At 70.3% G+C, this 18,593-nt stretch carries 18 protein-coding genes; 10 read left to right on the top strand and 8 right to left on the bottom strand.

The annotated features are described in order from the left end of the window. Positions 1-34: 34 nt before the first annotated feature. The 4 genes from nusG (at position 35) to JOD65_RS22245 (ending at position 3,239) form a co-directional block, all read left to right on the top strand. Positions 35-898 (top strand): transcription termination/antitermination protein NusG, encoded by an 864-nt coding sequence (nusG, locus tag JOD65_RS22260; protein WP_307821342.1) that lies wholly within the window; start codon positions 35-37, stop codon positions 896-898. Positions 899-1,001: 103 nt separating this feature from the next. Then, complete coding sequence (gene rplK, locus JOD65_RS22255) at positions 1,002-1,430, top strand: 50S ribosomal protein L11 (protein ID WP_056907132.1); 429 nt, start codon at positions 1,002-1,004, stop codon at positions 1,428-1,430. A gap of 65 nt (positions 1,431-1,495) precedes the next feature. Next, positions 1,496-2,218 carry a 50S ribosomal protein L1 gene (gene rplA, locus JOD65_RS22250; RefSeq protein ID WP_191194465.1) on the top strand — a complete coding sequence of 241 codons (723 nt, stop codon included), beginning with the start codon at positions 1,496-1,498 and terminating at the stop codon, positions 2,216-2,218. Positions 2,219-2,381: 163 nt separating this feature from the next. Next, positions 2,382-3,239, top strand: a complete 858-nt coding sequence (locus JOD65_RS22245) for an SCO4651 family lipoprotein (protein ID WP_191194466.1) — start codon at positions 2,382-2,384, stop codon at positions 3,237-3,239. Positions 3,240-3,337: 98 nt separating this feature from the next. Here JOD65_RS22245 and JOD65_RS22240 read toward each other — a convergent pair whose 3' ends face one another. Continuing rightward, positions 3,338-4,327 (bottom strand): DnaB-like helicase C-terminal domain-containing protein, encoded by a 990-nt coding sequence (locus JOD65_RS22240; RefSeq protein ID WP_191194467.1) that lies wholly within the window; start codon positions 4,325-4,327, stop codon positions 3,338-3,340. Between the two features lie 284 nt (positions 4,328-4,611). Between JOD65_RS22240 and rplJ the strand changes: the two genes are divergently transcribed. From rplJ to JOD65_RS22225, 3 genes are all read left to right on the top strand, one after another. Continuing rightward, complete coding sequence (gene rplJ / locus JOD65_RS22235; RefSeq protein ID WP_191194468.1) at positions 4,612-5,277, top strand: 50S ribosomal protein L10; 666 nt, start codon at positions 4,612-4,614, stop codon at positions 5,275-5,277. Positions 5,278-5,354: 77 nt separating this feature from the next. Then, a complete protein-coding gene (gene rplL / locus JOD65_RS22230; protein ID WP_191194469.1) occupies positions 5,355-5,747 on the top strand; it encodes a 50S ribosomal protein L7/L12 in 393 nt (130 codons plus the stop codon). A gap of 155 nt (positions 5,748-5,902) precedes the next feature. Beyond that, entirely contained in the window at positions 5,903-6,748 is an 846-nt protein-coding gene (locus JOD65_RS22225; protein WP_204811349.1) for a methylenetetrahydrofolate reductase, read from the top strand. 57 nt (positions 6,749-6,805) lie between these two features. On the opposite strand, the gene JOD65_RS22220 is transcribed toward JOD65_RS22225, so the two are convergent. The 5 genes from JOD65_RS22220 to JOD65_RS22200 form a co-directional block, all read right to left on the bottom strand. Next, positions 6,806-7,333, bottom strand: a complete 528-nt coding sequence (locus JOD65_RS22220; protein WP_204811347.1) for a DUF1638 domain-containing protein — start codon at positions 7,331-7,333, stop codon at positions 6,806-6,808. Positions 7,334-7,394: 61 nt separating this feature from the next. After that, a complete protein-coding gene (locus JOD65_RS22215; protein WP_204811345.1) occupies positions 7,395-9,380 on the bottom strand; it encodes an ASKHA domain-containing protein in 1,986 nt (661 codons plus the stop codon). 61 nt (positions 9,381-9,441) lie between these two features. Next, positions 9,442-10,323, bottom strand: a complete 882-nt coding sequence (locus JOD65_RS22210; RefSeq protein WP_191194472.1) for a dihydropteroate synthase — start codon at positions 10,321-10,323, stop codon at positions 9,442-9,444. 49 nt (positions 10,324-10,372) lie between these two features. After that, entirely contained in the window at positions 10,373-11,038 is a 666-nt protein-coding gene (locus JOD65_RS22205) for a cobalamin B12-binding domain-containing protein (RefSeq protein WP_191194473.1), read from the bottom strand. After that, positions 11,035-11,832 carry an IclR family transcriptional regulator gene (locus JOD65_RS22200; RefSeq protein WP_191194474.1) on the bottom strand — a complete coding sequence of 266 codons (798 nt, stop codon included), beginning with the start codon at positions 11,830-11,832 and terminating at the stop codon, positions 11,035-11,037. The genes JOD65_RS22205 and JOD65_RS22200 overlap by 4 nt, the downstream gene beginning before the upstream one ends. 63 nt (positions 11,833-11,895) lie before the next feature. Here JOD65_RS22200 and JOD65_RS22195 point away from each other — a divergent pair, with 63 nt between their 5' ends. Then, on the top strand, positions 11,896-13,410 hold the full coding sequence (locus tag JOD65_RS22195; protein ID WP_191194475.1) for a trimethylamine methyltransferase family protein: 1,515 nt from the start codon (positions 11,896-11,898) through the stop codon (positions 13,408-13,410). Between the two features lie 170 nt (positions 13,411-13,580). Here the strand turns inward: JOD65_RS22195 and JOD65_RS22190 are convergent, their stop codons facing one another. Together JOD65_RS22190 and purU are read right to left on the bottom strand one after the other, a co-directional pair. Continuing rightward, positions 13,581-15,260 carry a formate--tetrahydrofolate ligase gene (locus tag JOD65_RS22190; protein WP_191194476.1) on the bottom strand — a complete coding sequence of 560 codons (1,680 nt, stop codon included), beginning with the start codon at positions 15,258-15,260 and terminating at the stop codon, positions 13,581-13,583. 29 nt (positions 15,261-15,289) lie between these two features. Next, positions 15,290-16,138 carry a formyltetrahydrofolate deformylase gene (gene purU / locus JOD65_RS22185; RefSeq protein ID WP_191194477.1) on the bottom strand — a complete coding sequence of 283 codons (849 nt, stop codon included), beginning with the start codon at positions 16,136-16,138 and terminating at the stop codon, positions 15,290-15,292. 75 nt (positions 16,139-16,213) lie between these two features. Here purU and JOD65_RS22180 point away from each other — a divergent pair, with 75 nt between their 5' ends. Both JOD65_RS22180 and JOD65_RS22175 read left to right on the top strand, forming a co-directional pair. Further along, positions 16,214-16,996, top strand: coding sequence for an IclR family transcriptional regulator (locus tag JOD65_RS22180; protein ID WP_191194478.1), 783 nt, complete (start codon positions 16,214-16,216; stop codon positions 16,994-16,996). 120 nt (positions 16,997-17,116) lie between these two features. Next, a complete protein-coding gene (locus JOD65_RS22175; protein ID WP_191194479.1) occupies positions 17,117-18,586 on the top strand; it encodes an aldehyde dehydrogenase family protein in 1,470 nt (489 codons plus the stop codon). Positions 18,587-18,593 lie beyond the last annotated feature (7 nt).

Raw genomic sequence — 18,593 nt, 5'->3', positions numbered from 1 at the left:
CCCCGCCCCCCAGCTACGAATTACGGAGTGAGACGTGTCTGAGAACAATGACGTGGACCGGGTCGACGACCAGGTCGAGTCCGTCGACGAGGCGACCCCGGAGGACGCCGTCGAGGACGTCGTCGAGGACACCCCCGCCGACGAGGCCTCCGACCACGCTGACGAGGACGTGACCGACGAGGTCGACGACGAGGCCGCCGACGTCGAGGCTGACGAGGACTCCGCCGAGGGCGACGACGCCGCTGACGACGAAGCCGCTGAGGACTCCGCCGAGGAGAACGACCCGCTCGAGGCGTTCCGCCGCGAGCTGTGGGCAAAGCCCGGCGACTGGTTCGTCGTGCACACCTACTCCGGCATGGAGAAGCGGGTCAAGCACAACCTCGAGAACCGCATCATCTCCCTCAACATGGAGGACTACATCCACGAGATCGTGGTCCCCACCGAGGAGGTCGCGGAGATCAAGAACGGCCAGCGCAAGATGGTCACCCGCACCGTCCTGCCCGGCTACGTCCTGGTCCGCATGGACCTCACCGACGAGTCCTGGTCCGCCGTGCGCCACACGCCGTCGGTCACCGGCTTCGTGGGCCACAGCCACCAGCCCGTGCCGCTGAGCATGAGCGAGGTCGAGGACATGCTCGCGCCGGCCGTCGTGGCCGTAGCCGAGGCCGAGGCCGCCGCGTCGGGCGAGAAGGGTGCCTCCACCACGCCGCGCAAGCCGGTCGAGGTCGCCGACTTCGACGTCTCCGACTCGGTCATGGTCGTCGACGGCCCGTTCGCCACGCTCCACGCGACGATCACGGAGATCAACGCCGAGTCGCAGCGCGTCAAGGCGCTCGTAGAGATCTTCGGCCGCGAGACGCCGGTCGAGCTCAGCTTCAGCCAGATCCAGAAGGTCTGACGATTTCCGCCGGCCCGTTCTCCGGGCCGACAATGAACTAGCGACAACCCGTGGCAGGGGGCAGGTGCCCTCGTCATGACCACACGAGAGAAAGTAGAAGGCAATGCCTCCCAAGAAGAAGATCGCCGCACTCGTCAAGGTGCAGCTGCAGGCCGGTTCGGCCACCCCGGCCCCGCCGGTCGGTACGGCGCTCGGTCCGCACGGCGTCAACATCATGGACTTCTGCAAGGCCTACAACGCCCAGACCGAGTCCATGCGCGGCAACGTGATCCCCGTCGAGATCACCATCTACGAGGACCGCACGTTCGACTTCATCACCAAGACCCCGCCGGCCGCCGAGCTCATCAAGAAGGCTGCCGGTCTGTCCAAGGGCTCCGGCGTCCCGCACAAGGACAAGGTCGGCAAGCTGACCAAGGACCAGGTCCGCGAGATCGCGACCACCAAGCTGCCCGACCTCAACGCCAACGACATCGACGCGGCCATGAAGATCGTCGAGGGCACTGCGCGCTCGATGGGCGTCACGACCGACTGAATCCCTGTGGGAGAGCCGCGCTGGCTCGCTGACCACATCCTTCGCACCACAGAAACGAGAAGACTATGCAGCGCAGCAAGACCTACCGCGCGGCCGCCGAGACGTTCGACATGGACGAGCTCTACGCGCCGCTGGCCGCCATCAAGATCGCCAAGGGTGGCTCCAAGAAGAAGTTCGACGAGACCCTCGACGTCGTCATGCGCCTGGGTGTCGACCCGCGCAAGGCCGACCAGATGGTCCGCGGCACCGTCAACCTCCCGCACGGCACCGGCAAGACCGCCCGTGTCCTCGTGTTCGCCAACGCCGACAAGGCCGACGCTGCCCGTGAGGCCGGCGCCGAGTTCGTCGGTGGCGACGAGCTGATCGAGAAGGTCGCCGGCGGTTGGCTCGACTTCGACGCCGTCGTCGCGACGCCCGACATGATGGGCAAGGTCGGCCGCCTCGGTCGCGTCCTCGGTCCGCGCTCGCTCATGCCGAACCCGAAGACCGGCACGGTGACCCCCGACGTCGCCAAGGCCGTCACGGACATCAAGGGCGGCAAGATCGAGTTCCGCGTCGACCGCCACTCGAACCTGCACTTCATCATCGGCAAGGCGTCCTTCTCCGAGGCCCAGCTCGCGGAGAACTACGCCGCAGCCCTCGAGGAGGTGCTGCGTCTCAAGCCGGCCAGCTCCAAGGGCCGCTACATCAAGAAGATCACCGTCTCCACCACGATGGGCCCCGGCATCCAGGTCGACCCCAACCGCGTGAAGAACGTCGCGTCGGAGGACGAGGCCGTCCAGGCCTGATCCACCCCGCACCGTGCGGCCCGGTCTCCCCTTCGGGGGCGGCCGGGCCGTTCTGCGTCCCGCCCGCGTCCCCTCCCGCCGTTTGGCTGCGGGGCCATCGGGTAGAACGTCAGTGGCACACCTGCCGCAGCCATCGTCGTACGACTCGTCCCAGGAGACACACATGCGCGTCCCGTCCCTCGCCCGCCGCCTCGGCTCCGCCGCCCTGGTGCTGACCTTGGGGGTCGGGCTCGCCGCGTGCAGCGACGACTCCGGTTCCACCGACTCCTCGAGCTCGGCGACCGACGAGAGCACCGACGACGGTACGACGACCGACGACGGCGCCGACGAGAGCGAGGAGCCGGCCGAGGCCTCGCTCGCCGAGCTCTCCGCCGACGACTTCTACCCGGCGGTCATGGACGCGATGCGCGAGGCGGAGACCTTCGTGTTCGAGACCACCTCGGGCTCGGCCGGCCAGACCCAGACCATGACGGGCGAGGCCCGCTTCGGCGACGACGGCGTCGAGATGAAGGCCTCCAGCACCGGCGCCCAGGCCATGGAGATGATCCTGGTCGGCAAGGCGATGTACATGAAGTCGCCCGACCTCGGCACGGGCGACAAGTGGCTCAAGATCGACCTGAGCGACCCGGACTCGCTCTTCGGGATGATCGGCAAGGCAACCGACCCCGAGGTCATGTTCAAGGCCATGGAGGCGCCGAAGAAGCTCGAGCTCGTCGGGGCCGAGGACGTCGACGGGGTCGAGACCAACCACTACCGGATCACCCTCGACCCGACGCAGTACCTCAAGGCCATGGAGTTCCCGGCCGCGATGGCCGACATGCTGCCCGACGAGCTGGTGACCGAGATGTGGGTCGACGCCGACGACCTGCCGCGCAAGTTCACCCAGACCATGGAGATCCCCGCCGCGGGCGGCGGCAAGCCGACCACGACGACCACCGAGGGTTCCTACTCCGACTTCGGCACCGACGTCGAGATCGAGGAGCCCCCGACGAGCCAGGTCACCGAGCAGCCCGGGATGTGAGCCACGGCGGGCGGGTCGCCAGACTGACACGGCCGAGGGGCGTCGCACTGCAAGCAGTGCTGGCGCCCTTCGGCCGTCTCAGCGCATTCGGCTTCGCCTCACTCCCGGAAGACCCGCTCGTCGATCAGCTGCTCCTTGACCTCCGAGCCCTCGGGCTCGTAGCGGCCCTGGTCGAAGCGGGTGCGGTACTGCAGCACGGCACCGTCGCGACCGAACCGGTTCTTCTCCACCGTCAGGACGGCGTACTCCCGGAACCGCTCGGCGTTGCCCAGGTCGTAGGTCAGGTGGTGGCGCGCGACGATGTCGAACTTGTTGTTGAGCACGAGCACGACGTCGGCCTCGTAGGCCAGGGCGCTCGACCCGCGCAGGTCGTTGGCGCGCATCCGCCTGCCCGAGCGGAGGGCCTCCTTCTCGGCAGCGGCGATCGCGAGGACCGGGGCGCCGATGTCGATGGCAAGGTCCTTGAGGCCCTCGACGATCTCGGTGGTGCTGGACTCCTCGTCGGGGTGGCTCGACTTCACCTTCTGCAGGTAGTCGACGATCACGAGCGGCGTCGAGCCCGACAGCTCACGCACCGCCTCGATGGCGGCCTGGATCGCCGCGAGGTCGGTGCGCGTGCCGGTCGAGCGGTGCACGAAGAGCATCTCGGAGTACTGCGCGACCCGGGTCAGGGCATCGACGCCGGCGGGGACCGACTCGAGGCGGTGCTCCAGGGAGCTCACCCAGAGGTCGTCGAAGATCGACCGGATGCTGTTCACCCGCACCTGGTCGGAGTCGTCGAGCTCGCCCGCCTCCATCGCGATGAGCTTCTGCGTCAGGTCCTCGGCGTCGTGCTCGTAGGAGAAGTAGAGCACCGGGCGGCCGGTGGCGGCATTGTTGCGGGCGACCTGCAGTGCGAACGTCGACTTGCCGAGGCCCTGCGGCCCGGCGAGCAGCACCAGCGAGCCGGCTCGCATCCCACCGCCGATGAGCGGGTCGAGACCCACGAAGCCGGTCTTCCAGAGGCGTCCGGCGGCGTTGCGTCCGGTGAGCATGCGTTCGTCGCTGCGGGCCAGGGAGGCCCCGACGGTCATGAGCTGGTGATCCACGGGGCCATTGGACCAGTGATGGGCGACCGGCGTGGGGGGATTGACCGGTTTGCAGGTCGGCTCCGCCGATTTGTCTGGTCCGCGCCCCGGCGCGTACTGTTCCATCTCGAAACCAGAGACCGCAGGTTGTCACGAGCTCCTCGCCCGTGACCGAAGGTTCGCAGGAGCGGACGCCGGCGCAGGATTCAGAGCAGCGGCCTTCGCCGCATCCACGCCCTGAGCCTGTGCTCAGGGCGTTCGTCTTTGTGGGCCGGACGCCGGTGGTCAACCCCGGAAGGAGACCCATGGCGCGGGCAGAAAAGACTGCCGCCGTCGCAGAGATCGTTGACTCGTTCAACGACTCGGCCGGCGCTGTACTGACCGAGTACCGCGGGCTCACCGTGAAGCAGCTGCAGGACCTGCGGCGTGCCCTCGGCGAGAACGCCAACTATGCCGTGGTCAAGAACACGCTGGCCAAGATCGCCGCCACCGAGGTGGGCATCGAAGGCTTCGACGACCTGCTGACCGGCCCCACTGCCATCGCCTTCATCAATGGAGACGTGGTCGAGGCCGCCAAGGGTCTGCGTGACTTTGCCAAGGCGAACCCCGCCCTTGTGATCAAGGGTGGAGTCCTGGACGGCAAGCCGCTCGACGCTGCCGAGGTGGCCAAGCTGGCCGACCTCGAGTCGCGCGAGGTGCTGATGGGCAAGCTGGCGGGCGCAATGCTCGCGAGCCTCTCCCAGGCCGTCTACCTGCTCAACGCGCCGATCGCCCAGGCCGCCCGTCTCGCGGGTGCGCTCCAGGCCAAGGCCGAGCAGGACCCCTCGATCCTCGCAGGTGGTGCCGGTACGCCGGCTGCTCCGGCTGCCGAGGACGCCCCGGTCGAGGAGGCCCCCTCTTCGGAGGAGGCCGCCGAGCCCGAGGCGACCGACGAGGCAGCCGAGCCGGCCGCCGAGTCCACCGACGCCTGACCAGGCCGACGTACACCACCTGAAACCCCGGCGCAGCCGCACTCCGCGACCGCGCCACAGACGAAAGGTTTGCCATCATGGCGAAGCTCAGCACCGACGAGCTCCTTGACGCGTTCAAGGAGATGACCCTCATCGAGCTCTCCGAGTTCGTGAAGCAGTTCGAGGACACCTTCGGCGTGACCGCCGCTGCCCCCGTCGCCGTGGCCGCCGCCCCGGCCGCCGGTGGTGCCGCTGGTGGCGACGCCGCCGCCGAGGAGAAGACCGACTTCGAGGTCGTCCTCGAGGCCGCCGGCGACAAGAAGATCAACGTCATCAAGGAGGTGCGCGCCCTGACCTCCCTCGGCCTGAAGGAGGCCAAGGACCTCGTCGAGGCCGCGCCCAAGACGATCCTCGAGAGCGTCGACAAGGCTGCCGCGGACAAGGCGAAGGAGGCCCTCGAGGCCGCCGGCGCCACCGTCACCGTCAAGTGACAATCCGCTAGCACTCGCTGCTCCGCAGCAACCGTCGAAGGGCGGTCACCCCGGTCCGGGGTGGCCGCCCTTCGTCATGCCCGCGTCCCTTCTCCTCCGATCCTGGAACCACTACAGTGAGCACTTCTGATGCGTATCATGAGATGGGTTGCTCCATGCGCAACAAACGATCGGCCGCGACGCTCATCCGGCTCCTCCAGCACGCTCGCTACGAGGTCCTGCCGACGGCCGCCACGGAGGACAAGGTCCTCGAGCACCTGCCCCGCGATCGCGTGGTCACGGTGACGGCGTCGCCGGGCAAGGGACTGGGAGCGACCTTCGACCTCGCCGAGCGCCTCACCGGCCACGGCTACGTCGTGGTGCCCCACGTCGCCGCCCGGATGGTGACCGGGCGGACCGAGCTCGAGGAGATCGCGGACCGGCTCGTCGGCAAGGGCATCAGCCGGGTCTTCGTGCCCGGTGGCGACGCCGACCCGGCGGGCGACTATCCCGACGCGCTCGCGCTGCTGCAGGACCTCCGCGACATGGGGTCGCCGTTCGCCCACGTCGGCATCACCGGCTATCCCGAGTCCCACCCGACGATCAACGACGACCTCACCGTCCAGTCGATGTGGGACAAGCGGCACTACGCCACCCACATCGTCAGCAACCTGACCTTCGACCCCGCCCTCGTCCGCGACTGGATCCGCCGGCTCCGCAACCGGGGAGTGGCGATGCCGCTGCTGCTCGGCATCCCGGGGCCGGTCGAGCGCGCCAAGCTGCTCGGGATGGCCACCCGCATCGGAGTGGGGGAGTCGACGAAGTTCCTTGCCAAGAACAAGGGCCTGTTCGCCCGGCTCGCGGCGCCCGGCGGATTCACCGGCGAGAGCTTCTTGGAGAAGTGCGCACCGGCCCTCGGCGAGGAGGGTGCCCTCGTCGAGGGCCTCCACGTCTTCACCTTCAACCAGATCGGCGAGACCGAGGCCTGGCGCACCGACCTGCTCCGGCGGCTCGGCGCCTAGGGCGTGTCTCTCAAGTCCATGGCCTGCTGCGCGCCGGCCGAGTCTTGACAGACACGCCTAGCGCACGAGGTCGGCGAGCGCCTGCTCGAGGCCGTGGTCGCCCGTCGCCACCACGGTGAGCGGCAGCCCAAGGCTCTCCGCCGCGTCGGCGGCCTGGGCGCCGAGCTCCTCGTCGGGCTCCTGGGCCAACCAGACGACGCGCGTGTAGTGGCCGAAGTAGGTGTCGCGGAGCTCGGGGTGGCGGTCGAGGCCCAGCTCCTGGATGACGGTGCGGTCGAACGACCGGACGAGGAAGTCGGTCAGGAGGTAGGTGCCCGGCTGCTCGTCGAAGAACCGCTCCAGGCGCGACTGCCCGGCGAAGACGTCGTAGCAGTGCAGCCCCGGGAGCCGCTGGAGCCCGAGGTCGTCGCAGACGCTGTCGAGGGCGCCGTACGTCCCGCAGTCGGCGTAGCCGACGACGACCCGACCGTAGGACGGCCCGAGCCGGACGGCCAGCGCGCGCACCTGGTCGGCGATCCGGTCCGGGTGGTTGTGCAGGAGCGGGGGGAGGGGGTGTACGTCGACGGGCCAGGCGTGGCGGTCCACGACGGCCGCCGCGGGCTGGGCGATGGCGCCGCAGGCGATGAGCGCGGTGCGACCGCTGCGGTCAGGGGGTCTGGAACCCGAGCTGGTCGACGAAGGCGTCGTTGAAGTCGGGACGGTCGGAGAGCTCGACATAGGTCACCTCCTCCAGCAGGGCCAGCGCACCGGCCCGCTCGCGCACCGACAGCAGGGCCATCTTCGCGCCCTCGCCGGCGACGTTGCCCGCGGCCACGATGCGCAGCACCGGCAGCTGGGGCACCAGACCGATGCGGACGGCCGATGCGGGGGAGAGGTAGCTGCCGAACGAGCCCGCGAGCAGCACCTGCTGCACGTCGCGGTGCTCGAGGCCGAGCTCCTCGAGAAGCAGGGACCAGCCGGTGGAGATGGCCGCCTTGGCGAACTGCAGCTCGCGCACGTCGCGCTGGGAGAGGTAGACGCACTCGGCGGCCTCGGCGTCGGGCGTGGGCCGGTGCAGGATGAACACCCGTTCCTCGCCGATCCTGGCCAGCCGGTCGGCGAGCGCGGGGGCGATGCCCTTGGCGTCCTCCTCGGGCACCAGCCGACCCGAGGCGTCGAGGAGGCCGACGCGGACGAGCTCGGCGACCGCGTCGACCAGACCGGAGCCGCAGAGGCCCCGGGGCTCGACCTCGCCGATGACCTGAAGGGTGACGGCGGGGTCCTCGCCCTGGGCGTGTGGGTCCACCTTGATGACCTCGATGGCGCCGTCGGCGGCGCGCATGCCGCACCGGATCGCCCCGCCCTCGAACGCCGGACCGGCGGGCGCGGCCGTGGACAGGATGGTCTCCCCGTCGCTGAGCACGATCTCGCAGTTGGTGCCGACGTCGATGAACAGCCGGGTGCGCTTGTCGCGGTCCATCCCGCTGGCGAGCATCCCCGCGACGATGTCGCCACCGACGTAGGCGCCGAGGGCGGGGAAGAGGAACGCGCGCGCGCGCGGGTGCAGGCTCAGGCCCAGCTCGGAGGCGAGGACCGACGGCGGCTGGGCGGCCGACATCACGAACGGGGCGACGCCGAGCGGCTCCGGGTCGATGCCCAGCGCGAGCGCCGTCATCGTCGCGTTGCCGGCGACGGCCACCTCGTAGACGTGGGCGGGGTCCACCCCCGCCTCGCGGCACACCTCCCCCGCGAGCGAGGAGAGCGTGCTGCCGGCGGCCCGCTGGAGTCGCCCGAGGGCCTCGGGGTCCATCATCGTGGCGCTGATCCGGGTGATCACGTCGCCGCCGAAGGGTTGCTGCGCGTTGAGCGTCGAGGCAACGGCCAGCGGCGTGCCGGTGCCGACGTCGAGCAGCGTGCCGACGACCGTCGTCGTGCCGAGGTCGAACGCGATGGCGTAGCGCACACCGGTGGTGTCGCCGGGCTCGACGTCGATGAGCGCCTCGTCGAGGATGACCGCGGTGACCTTGAAGTCGGCCGCGCGCAGCACCGTGGACAGCCGGCGCAGCACATGGAGGTCGGCGGTGAGCTCGAGGTCGTCGATGGCGTCGGTGAGGCGTACGAGGTCGGTGCGCTGGTCGGCGAGGGTGGCCTCGTCGAGCTCGACGTAGCGCTTCTGGAGGGCCGGGCGCAGGATCACCTGACGCCCGATCCCGACGGTCGCGGCCTTCGGTCGGGTGGTCAGCGGAGGGACCTCGACAGCGAGGTCGCGGGTCGCGTGGAGCAGGCAGCCCAGGCGCCAGCCGTCGGCGAGCTGGGCCGCGGTGAAGGTGCGCGCGTCGTGTCGGGTGATCGGGGTCGCGGCGTCGGAGGTGACCCGGATGCGGCACTTGTGGCAGGTGCCGTGGCCGCCGCAGGTGGAGTCGATCGCGATGCCGTTCCACGACGCGGCGTCGAAGACGGTCACCCCGGGTGGCACGCGGACGTCGCGCAGCGCCGGGGGGACCTCCGCCCCGCCCTCGGCCTTGGTCATGACGGTGAACGCGAGGCCGACACGGCCGGTCCCGTCGTGGGCCGCGGGCTCGACGCCCGGCCTCTCGATGAGGCCCTCGCGGGCCACGTCGGCGAGCGAGAAGTCGGGCCCCTCTGTCGTCACGGGGCCCCCGCGGCGTTGTCCGGGGGAGCGCAGCGGCGGAGGAGAACGCCGTGGGGTGAGCTCACGCTCGCTCGGCCTCCTGCTTCGCGCGGTGTGCGGTGATCCATGCCATGCCCCAGTCGTCGTGGCCGAGGAACACGTCGGCCGCCTTGACCGCCTCGACCACGTGGGGCGTGCGGGCGTCCATGATCGCGCTCGTCAGCCCCGAGGTCATCGCCATGGGGAGCCAGGTGCCGTTGAGGGTGTGCCGGCCGGGCATGCCGAAGGAGACGTTGGAGGCGCCGCAGGTCATGTTGACGCCGAAGTCGTCGCGGATGCGTCGCATCACCTCGAAGGTCACCAGGCTCGTGGCGGTGTCGGCGCCGATGGGCATGGCCAGGGGGTCGATGACGATGTCGGCCTGGGCGATGCCGTACTCCTGGGTGGCGACGCGGACGATCTTGCCGGTGAGCTCGACGCGCTTGTCGGCCTCCATCGGGATCTCGTCGTGGTCGTTGGGCAGGGCGATGATCGCTGCGTCGTACTTCTTGACCAGCGGGAGGATCGCCGCCATGCGGTCGTCCTCGGCGGTGATCGAGTTGACCAGGGCACGGCCCTGGTAGACCGAGAGGCCGGCCTCGAGCGCCTCGACGACCGAGGAGTCGATGCAGATCGGGAGGTCGGTCAGCTCCTGGACCATCGTGATGGCCTTTGCCAGCAGCTCGGGCTCGTCGGTCAGCGGCACGCCCATGTTGATGTCGAGGACGTCGGCGCCGCCCTCGACCTGCGCCTTGACGTCGCGCTCGATCGCCGAGAGGTCGCCGTCGCGGAGCTGCTGCTGGAAGATGCGGCGCCCGGTGGGGTTGATCCGCTCGCCGATGAGGGTGAAGCGCGTGTCGTGCCCGATGACCACCTCGCGGGTGGCCGAGCGCAGGACCGTGCGCAGCGGCTCGGCGGGACTCATGCGGGGTCCCCGTGCGAAGCGGAGCGAAGCGAGCATTCGGATGGGGTGTTCATGCGGGCACCTTGGTGCGCTTGGCCTCGATCAGGCTCTTGGCGCGCTTGACGGTCTGGGACGCGTCGGCGGCGTAGCCGTCGGCCCCGACCGCGTCGGCGTACTCCTGGGTGACGGGTGCGCCGCCGACCATCACGATCACCTCGTTGCGGATGCCGGCCTTCTCGAGGGCGTTCATGTTGGCCTTGAACATCGGCATGGTGGTGGTGAGGAACGCCGAGAAGCCGACGATGTCGGGCTGGTGCTCCTCGATCGCCGCCACGAACTTCTCCGGGGCCACCTGCACGCCGAGGTCGATCACCTCGAAGCCCGCGCCCTCGAGCATGATGTTCACGAGGTTCTTGCCGATGTCGTGCACGTCGCCCTTCACCGTCCCCATCAGGAACTTGCCGACGGTCGCCACGCCCGTCTCGGCCAGCAACGGCCGGAGCCGCTCCATGGCGCCGGCCATGGCGCGCCCGGCGATGAGCATCTCGGGGACGAAGAAGTCACCGCGCTCGAACCGCGCACCGACCTCCTCCAGCGAGGGGATCAGGGCGTCGAAGAGCAGCGTCTGCGGCTCCATCGAGAGGCCAAGGCCCTGCTCGGTCAGCTCGAGCACACGCGGGGCGTTGCCCACGAGCGTCTCGTCGTAGAGGGCCTGAAGGATGTCCTCGGGGGTCATGCGACCACCTCCTGGGTGCGGGCAGCTGGGTGTGCGGGGTCGGTTCGGGCGGGGCCGCGCAGCAGCGTGGACAGCGCGGTGGACTGGTCGAGCAGGTGGCGTCCGAGCTCGTCGACCCGCTCGGCAAGCCGGGCCGTGGGGCCCGAGATCCCGAGCGAGGCGACCACGTCGCCGCGGAGGCCGAAGACCGGGACGGCGATGCCGGTGAGCCCGATCTCCAGCTCGTCCTCGGTGACGGTCCAACCCCGGTCGCGGGCGCGCCGGCCGTCACGGCGTACGGCGTCGGCGTCGGGCAGCGTCGCCGGGGTGAGCCGCTCCAGCTCGCCCTCGGGGAGGTCGAGCGCGCCCCAGGCGAGGAGCACCTTGCCCAGCGCGGAGCAGTGGGCGGGGACCTCGATCTCGGTCCAGTCGCGGGTGCCGAGGAGGTAGGTCGAGTCGACCTGGGCCACCTGCACCACGCGGTCGCCGCGGGCGACGCTGAGGTGGACCGTCTCGCCGGTGTCGGAGCCGATGCGCTCCATGACCGGGCGGGCCAGCCGGACCAGCTCGTCCCACGGGTCGTGCCGCGCGGCGTAGAGCCAGAAGAGCCGGCCGGCGACGTAGGACCCGGAGCCGACGCGCTCCACCAGCCCCGACCGCTCGAGGGCGGCGAGCAGCCGCGAGGTCGTCGACTTCGCCAGCCCGCTCGCGTCCTGGAGCTCGGCGAAGGACATCGGCTCGTCGGCGTGGACGACCGTCGCGACGAGGTCGGCGGCGCGGTCCAGTGCGCGCGTCCCGGTGGCGGCCTCGCTCACGGACGGCTCCTTCGGTCGAGGGGTTCACAGGCGTTCCATGATGTGGAACCGTGGTTCCACATCATGAGGCTAGAAGCCGCCGCGAGCCGAGGTCAAGGGGGTCAGCGGAGTCGAGCCGCGAGCGACCCAGGAGGTCCCGTGTTCCGCAACGCGATGCCGCGCTACGAGGTTTTGTCCCAGGAGGCGATGGCCACCCTCGACAAGGGGTGGCGACGGCTGATGACCGAGATCGGCGTCGAGTTCATGGATGACCGTGCGCTCGAGCTGTTCCGCAAGGCCGGCCAGCGGGTCGAGGACAACACGGTCTTCCTCGATCCCGACTTCGTCCTCGAGCAAGTCGCCAAGGCGCCGCGTGAGTTCGACGTGCAGGCCCGCAACCACGACAACGACATCCACATCGGCGGCGACTCGATGGCGTTCGGCGCGGTCTACGGTCCTCCGTTCGTGCGGCAGGGCGACGTACGACGCGACGCGACGATGGACGACTTCCGGAACTTCACCAAGCTCGCCCAGTCGTTCGCGGTGCTCGACTCCGCGGGCGGCGTCATCTGCGAGCCCAACGACACCCCGCTCGACAGCCGGCACCTCGACATGACCTACGCGCTCCAGACGCTGACCGACAAGATCTACATGGGCAACGTGGTCTCGGGGGTCAACGCCGCTGACACCATCGCGATGAGCTCGATCCTCTTCGGATCCCGCGAGGCGATCGAGGAGACCCCGGCGACGATCTCGCTCATCAACTGCAACTCGCCCCTGCGCTGGGACGACCGGATGCTCGAGGCGCAGTTCGAGTACTCCGGTGCCGGCCAGCCCGTCGTGCTGACCCCGTTCATCCTGATGGGCGCGATGTCGCCCGTGACGATCCCGGCGGCCCTGGTGCAGCAGATCGTCGAGGCCCTGTCGGGCATCGCGCTGTCCCAGCTGATCCGGCCCGGGACGCCGGTGATCTTCGGGTCCTTCCTGTCCAACATCGACATGCAGTCGGGGTCGCCGACCTTCGGCACGCCCGAGTCCGGCATCGGCCTGCTCTGCACCGGCCAGATCGCCCGGCACTTCGGGCTGCCCTTCCGCACCGGCGGCGGGCTGACGTCGTCGCAGGTGGCCGACGCCCAGGCGGGCTACGAGGCGCTGATGACCCTGATGCCGACCTTCCTGGCCGGCGCCAACTGGGTGATGCACTCCGCTGGCTGGCTCGAGGGCGGCCTGGTCGCGGGCTACGAGAAGTTCATCGTCGACATCGAGCTGCTCCAGATGCTCCGCCACGAGTTCACGCCGCTCGAGATCGACGAGGCGTCGATGGCCTTCGACGCCCACCAGGAGGTCGGCCACGGGGGCCACTTCCTCGGCGCGATGCACACGATGGAGCGCTTCCGCACGTGCTTCTACCGGCCGTTGCTCTCGTCGTCGGAGAACTACGAGCGCTGGATGCGGAACGGCGGGCACGACGCCAACCATCGCGCCCAGGTCGCCTACCAGAAGACGCTCGAGGACTACGAGCAGCCCGCGCTCGACGACGCGATCCGCGAGGAGCTCGAGGACTACGTCATCCGCCGGCGCGCCGAGCTCGGCGACTGACCGCCGGTCCCAGGGGTCGGCCGGCCTGGACGAACGCCCGGGGTGGCGGCACATCACACGGATCGAGGGTCCAGCGCCGCGATCTGCCGCCACCATCGCAGGTGAGCCGGCTCAGTGCTCCGGTCTCGTGACAGGACTTCGTCCTTCCTCGACCAGCGTTGGTCGGGAGGTCAGCTGAGGCCGAGGATCGTTCCGTCGTCGGCGAGGTCGATGCGTGCGGCCGACGGGTCCCTGGGCAGGCCCGGCATGGTCATCATGTCGCCGCAGACCACGACGACGAACCCGGCGCCGGCGGAGAGGCGTACCTCGCGCACGTGCAGCTCGTGGCCCGACGGCGCGCCCAGTGACGTCGGGTCGGTCGAGAAGGAGTACTGGGTCTTGGCGACGCAGACCGGGAGCTCGGCGTAGCCGTCGCGCTCGATGCGCAGCAGCCGGCGGCGGGCCTTGGCGTCCCACGTGACCAGCCCCGCGCCGTAGAGCCGGGTGGCGATCGCCTCCACCTTCGCCGTCAACGAGAGATCGTCGTCGTAGGTGAAGGAGAACTCGTACGGCGACGGCTCCGCGAGCGAGGCGAGCACGCCCTCGGCGAGGCCCTTCGCGCCGTTGCCGCCGTCGACGAAGTGCGTGGCGGGGAAGGCCTGCACGCCCTCGTCGGCGACCAGCTCGACGACCCGCGAGACCTCCCGATCGGTGTCGGTGGGGAAGCGGTTGACCGCGACGACGGCGGGGATGCCGTAGACGTCGCGGATGTTGGCGAGGTGGCGGCGCAGGTTGACCATGCCGGCCTCGACCGCGGCGACGTCCTCGGTGCCGAGGTCCGCGAGGGGCACGCCGCCGTGGTACTTCAGGGCTCGCACCGTCGCGACGACGACGGCCACGTCGGGCCGCAGGCCGGACTTGCGGCACTTGATGTCGACGAACTTCTCCGCCCCCAGGTCGGCGCCGAAGCCGGCCTCGGTCACGACGATGTCGGCCAGCCGCAGCCCGGCGCGGGTCGCCATCACCGAGCTGCAGCCGTGGGCGATGTTGGCGAACGGGCCGCCGTGCACGAAGGCCGGGGCACCCTCGAGCGTCTGCACCAGGTTGGGCGCCAGCGCGTCGCGGAGCAGCGCCGCCATCGCGCCGTGCGCACCTAGGTCGCGCGCTGTGACGGGCTTCGTCGAGCGGTCGTAGCCGATGACGATGTCGCCGATGCGGCTCTTGAGGTCGGCCCACGACTCGGTCAGGCAGAAGATCGCCATCAGCTCCGACGCCACGACGATGTCGAAACCGTCCTCGCGGGGGAAGCCGTTGGCGTGGCCGCCCATGGCGACGACGACCTCGCGCAGGGCGCGGTCGTTGGTGTCGAGCACGCGCTTCCACGTCACGCTGCGGACGTCGATGTCGAGCTCGTTGCCGTGGTGGACGTGGTTGTCGATGAGGGCCGCGAGCAGGTTGTTGGCCGCGGCGATCGCGGCGAAGTCGCCGGTGAAGTGCAGGTTGATGTCGGTCATCGGCACGACCTGGCTCCAGCCGCCGCCGGCCGCGCCGCCCTTCATGCCGAAGACAGGCCCCATGGACGGCTCGCGCAGGCAGGCGACCGTCCGGTGGCCCAGGCCGTGGAGCGCGTCGGTGAGCCCGACGGTCGTGGTCGTCTTGCCCTCGCCCGGCGGGGTCGGGGACAGCGCCGTGACCAGGACCAGCTTGCCGAGGGGGCGGTCGGCCAGGGACGTGAGGTAGCCGATGTCGACCTTCGCCTTGTGGTGGCCGTAGGGCACCAGGTGCTCCTCGGCGATGCCGAGCGTCTCGTCCGCGATCTCGCGGATGGGCCGCAGGACGGCGGCGTTGGCGATCTCGATGTCGGACTGCATGGTGCTCCTTCGGGTGGTTGCCTGAGGGGTCAGCGGAAGACGACGGTGCGATCGCCGTTGAGCAGGACGCGTGACTGCGCGTGCCAGCGCACGGCGCGGGACAGGACCTGGGCCTCGACGTCGCGTCCTGCCGCGACGAGCTGGTCCTGGTCGTAGCCGTGGTCCACGCGCAGGACGTCCTGCTCGATGATCGGTCCCTCGTCGAGGTCGGCGGTGACGTAGTGGGCCGTGGCGCCCACCAGCTTGACCCCGCGGTCGAAGGCCTGGTGGTAGGGCCGGGCGCCCTTGAAGCTCGGCAGGAACGAGTGGTGGATGTTGATCGCGCGCCCGGACAGCCGGCGGCACAGGTCGTCGGACAGCACCTGCATGTAGCGGGCGAGCACGACGAGGTGGCTGCCCGTGGAGTCGACGATCTCCATGAGCTGCTCCTCGGCGTCGGACTTGGTCGCTGACGTCACGGGCACGTGGTGGAACTCGATGCCGTACGACCGGACGAGCGGACCGGCGTCGGGGTGGTTGGAGACGACGGCCGGGATGTCGATCTGCACCGCCCCCGTGCTGGCGCGGAAGAGCAGGTCGTTGAGGCAGTGCAGGTGCTTCGACACCATGATGAGCGTCCGGTAGGGCGCGTCGGCGGCCCACAGCTCGAAGTGCATGCCGAATCTCTGGGCGGTCGGCGCGAACGCCTCGCGGAGGGGGTCGGCGTCGGTCGGGGTGGCGGTGCTGAAGCCGATCCGCATGAAGAAGCGGCTGGTCAGGCGGTCGCCGAACTGCTGGCTCTCGACGATGTTGGCGCCCTGGTCGACGAGGTAGCCGCTGACTGCGTGGACGATCCCCGGACGGTCGGGGCAGGACAGGGTCAGGACGAAGTCGCTCACGCTTCCTCCCCTCGATGTTGCGCTTGACGGAACAGAGTTTGCGATACGCAACAGCCGCTGCGCTAGTGTCGCGCCATGCGCAACAGCGACGAGACCGGCGCCGGAGGCGGTGGCGTCCAGTCCGTCGACCGTGCGCTGAGCATCCTGGAGGTGCTCGCGCGCACCGGCGAGTCGGGGGTCACCGAGATCGCGAGCCAGCTCAGCGTCCACAAGAGCACGGCGTTCCGCCTGATGGCGACGCTCGAGTCACACCGGCTGGTCGAGCAGACGGGCGACCGCGGGCGCTACCGCCTCGGGGTCGGCATCCTCCGCCTGGCCGGCGCCACCACGGCCCGGCTCGACCTGGTGCAGGAGGCGCGTCCGATCTGCCGCCAGCTCGCCGCCGACACCGGCGAGACGGTCAACGTCGCGGTGCTCGCCGACGGGTCCGCGCTCTACCTCGACCAGGTGGCCGGCACCTCTGCGCTGCAGCCCCACAACTGGGTCGGGCAGCACATCCCGTTGCACGCGACCAGCAACGGCAAGGTCCTGCTGAGCGGCCTCGACGAGGCGGAGCTCGAGCAGGCGCTCGGCGCGCTGACGACGTACACCGCCCAGACGATCACCGGACTTCCGCAGCTGCGCGAGGAGCTCGCCCGGGTCCGGGACCAGGGCTACGCCGTCGCGATCGACGAGCTCGAGGTCGGACTGACGGCCGTGGCGGCCCCGGTCCGCAACGCCCACGGGGACGTGGTGGCGTCGATGAGCGTGTCGGGCCCGTCGTTCCGCCTCGGTCCGGACCGGATCAACGAGGTCATCGCCCTGCTCGAGGAAGCAGCCGGTGAGGTGTCGCACCGGCTCGGTTGGGGTCATCGATAGTCGGCACATGCGCCGCTGAGCCCTTGACGACCACGGGTCGTCGCAGGATCCTGCGAACGTGGCTGGTTGCGCTCGGAGCACCCGGTTGCGACATACGCAACAAGTGCCGAGGTGGTCGGAATGCCTGAGCTGTACGTCGACGGGTCGTGGACGAGCGCTGCCGCGGGTGGCCGGCGCGAGATCCGGTGCCCCGCGGACGGCTCGCTGGTGGCCGAGGTCGACGAGGCCGGGGCGGAGGACACCGAGGCCGCGATCGCCGCGGCACACCGCGCGTTCCACGACGGCGGCTGGTCGACGACCTCCGGCCGCGAGCGCGGGGACCTGCTCCTGCGCGTGGCCGACCTGCTCGAGCGCGACGCCGACGAGGTGTCCCGCATGGAGTCGCTCGACACCGGCAAGCGCTTCGTCGAGAGCCAGTACGACGTCGCCGACGTGGTCTCGGTCTTCCGCCACTACGGGCGGGTGGCGGCCGAGGACGCCGGCCGCGTCGTCGACACCGGGAACGCCGACGTGGTCAGCCGCATCGTGCACGAACCGATCGGCGTGTGCGGCCTCATCACGCCGTGGAACTACCCGCTCCTCCAGGTCTCGTGGAAGGTCGCGCCGTGCCTCGCGGCGGGCAACACCTTCGTGCTCAAGCCCAGCGAGCTGACGCCGCACTCCGCGATCCACCTGATGCGGCTGCTGGCGGAGGCCGGCCTGCCCGCGGCCGTCGCCAACCTCGTGCTGGGGGCCGGCGCGAGCGCTGGCGCCCCGCTCTCCTCGGACCCGCGCGTCGACCTGGTCTCGTTCACGGGCGGGCTGGAGACGGGCCGGGCGATCATGTCGACCGCCGCGGCGACGGTGAAGAAGGTGGCCCTGGAGCTGGGTGGCAAGAACCCCAACATCGTCTTCGCGGACGCCGACCTCGAGGTCGCCCTCGACTTCGCGATGACCGCGGTCTTCCTGCACTCCGGCCAGGTGTGCTCCGCGGGCGCCCGGCTGCTGGTCGAGGAGTCGATCCACGACTCCTTCGTCGACGCCCTCGTCGAGCGGGCGGGCGCGATCCGGCTCGGCGGCCCCTTCGACGACAAGGCCGAGACCGGCCCGCTGACCAGTGCCGCCCACCGCGACAAGGTGGAGGCGTACGTCGCCCGCGGGATCGCCGAGGGAGCGGTGCTGCGGTGCGGGGGAGCGCGTCCCGAGGACCCCGCCCTGGCCGACGGCTTCTACTACCTCCCGACGATCCTCGACGCCTGCACGACCGGCATGTCGGTCACCCAGGACGAGTCCTTCGGCCCGGTGCTGACCGTGGAGACCTTCCGCGACGAGGACGAGGCGGTGCGCATCGCCAACGACTCGATCTACGGCCTGGCCGGGGCCGTCTGGACCCAGGACGCCGGTCGGGCGCAGCGGGTGGCCGGGCGGCTGCGGATGGGCACGGTGTGGATCAACGACTACCACCCGTACGTCCCCCAGGCCGAGTGGGGCGGCTACAAGCAGTCCGGCACCGGGCGCGAGCTCGGGCAGGCGGGCCTCGACGAGTACCGCGAGACCAAGCACGTGTGGCACAACATCCGCCCCGTGCCGCAACGCTGGTTCGGCGGATAGGCGGGAC

Source organism: Nocardioides cavernae (assembly GCF_016907475.1).
GTDB classification, from domain to species: domain Bacteria; phylum Actinomycetota; class Actinomycetes; order Propionibacteriales; family Nocardioidaceae; genus Nocardioides; species Nocardioides cavernae.
The sequence above is the reverse complement of the archived record's forward strand: the minus strand, read 5'-3'. Positions and strand labels throughout refer to the sequence as shown.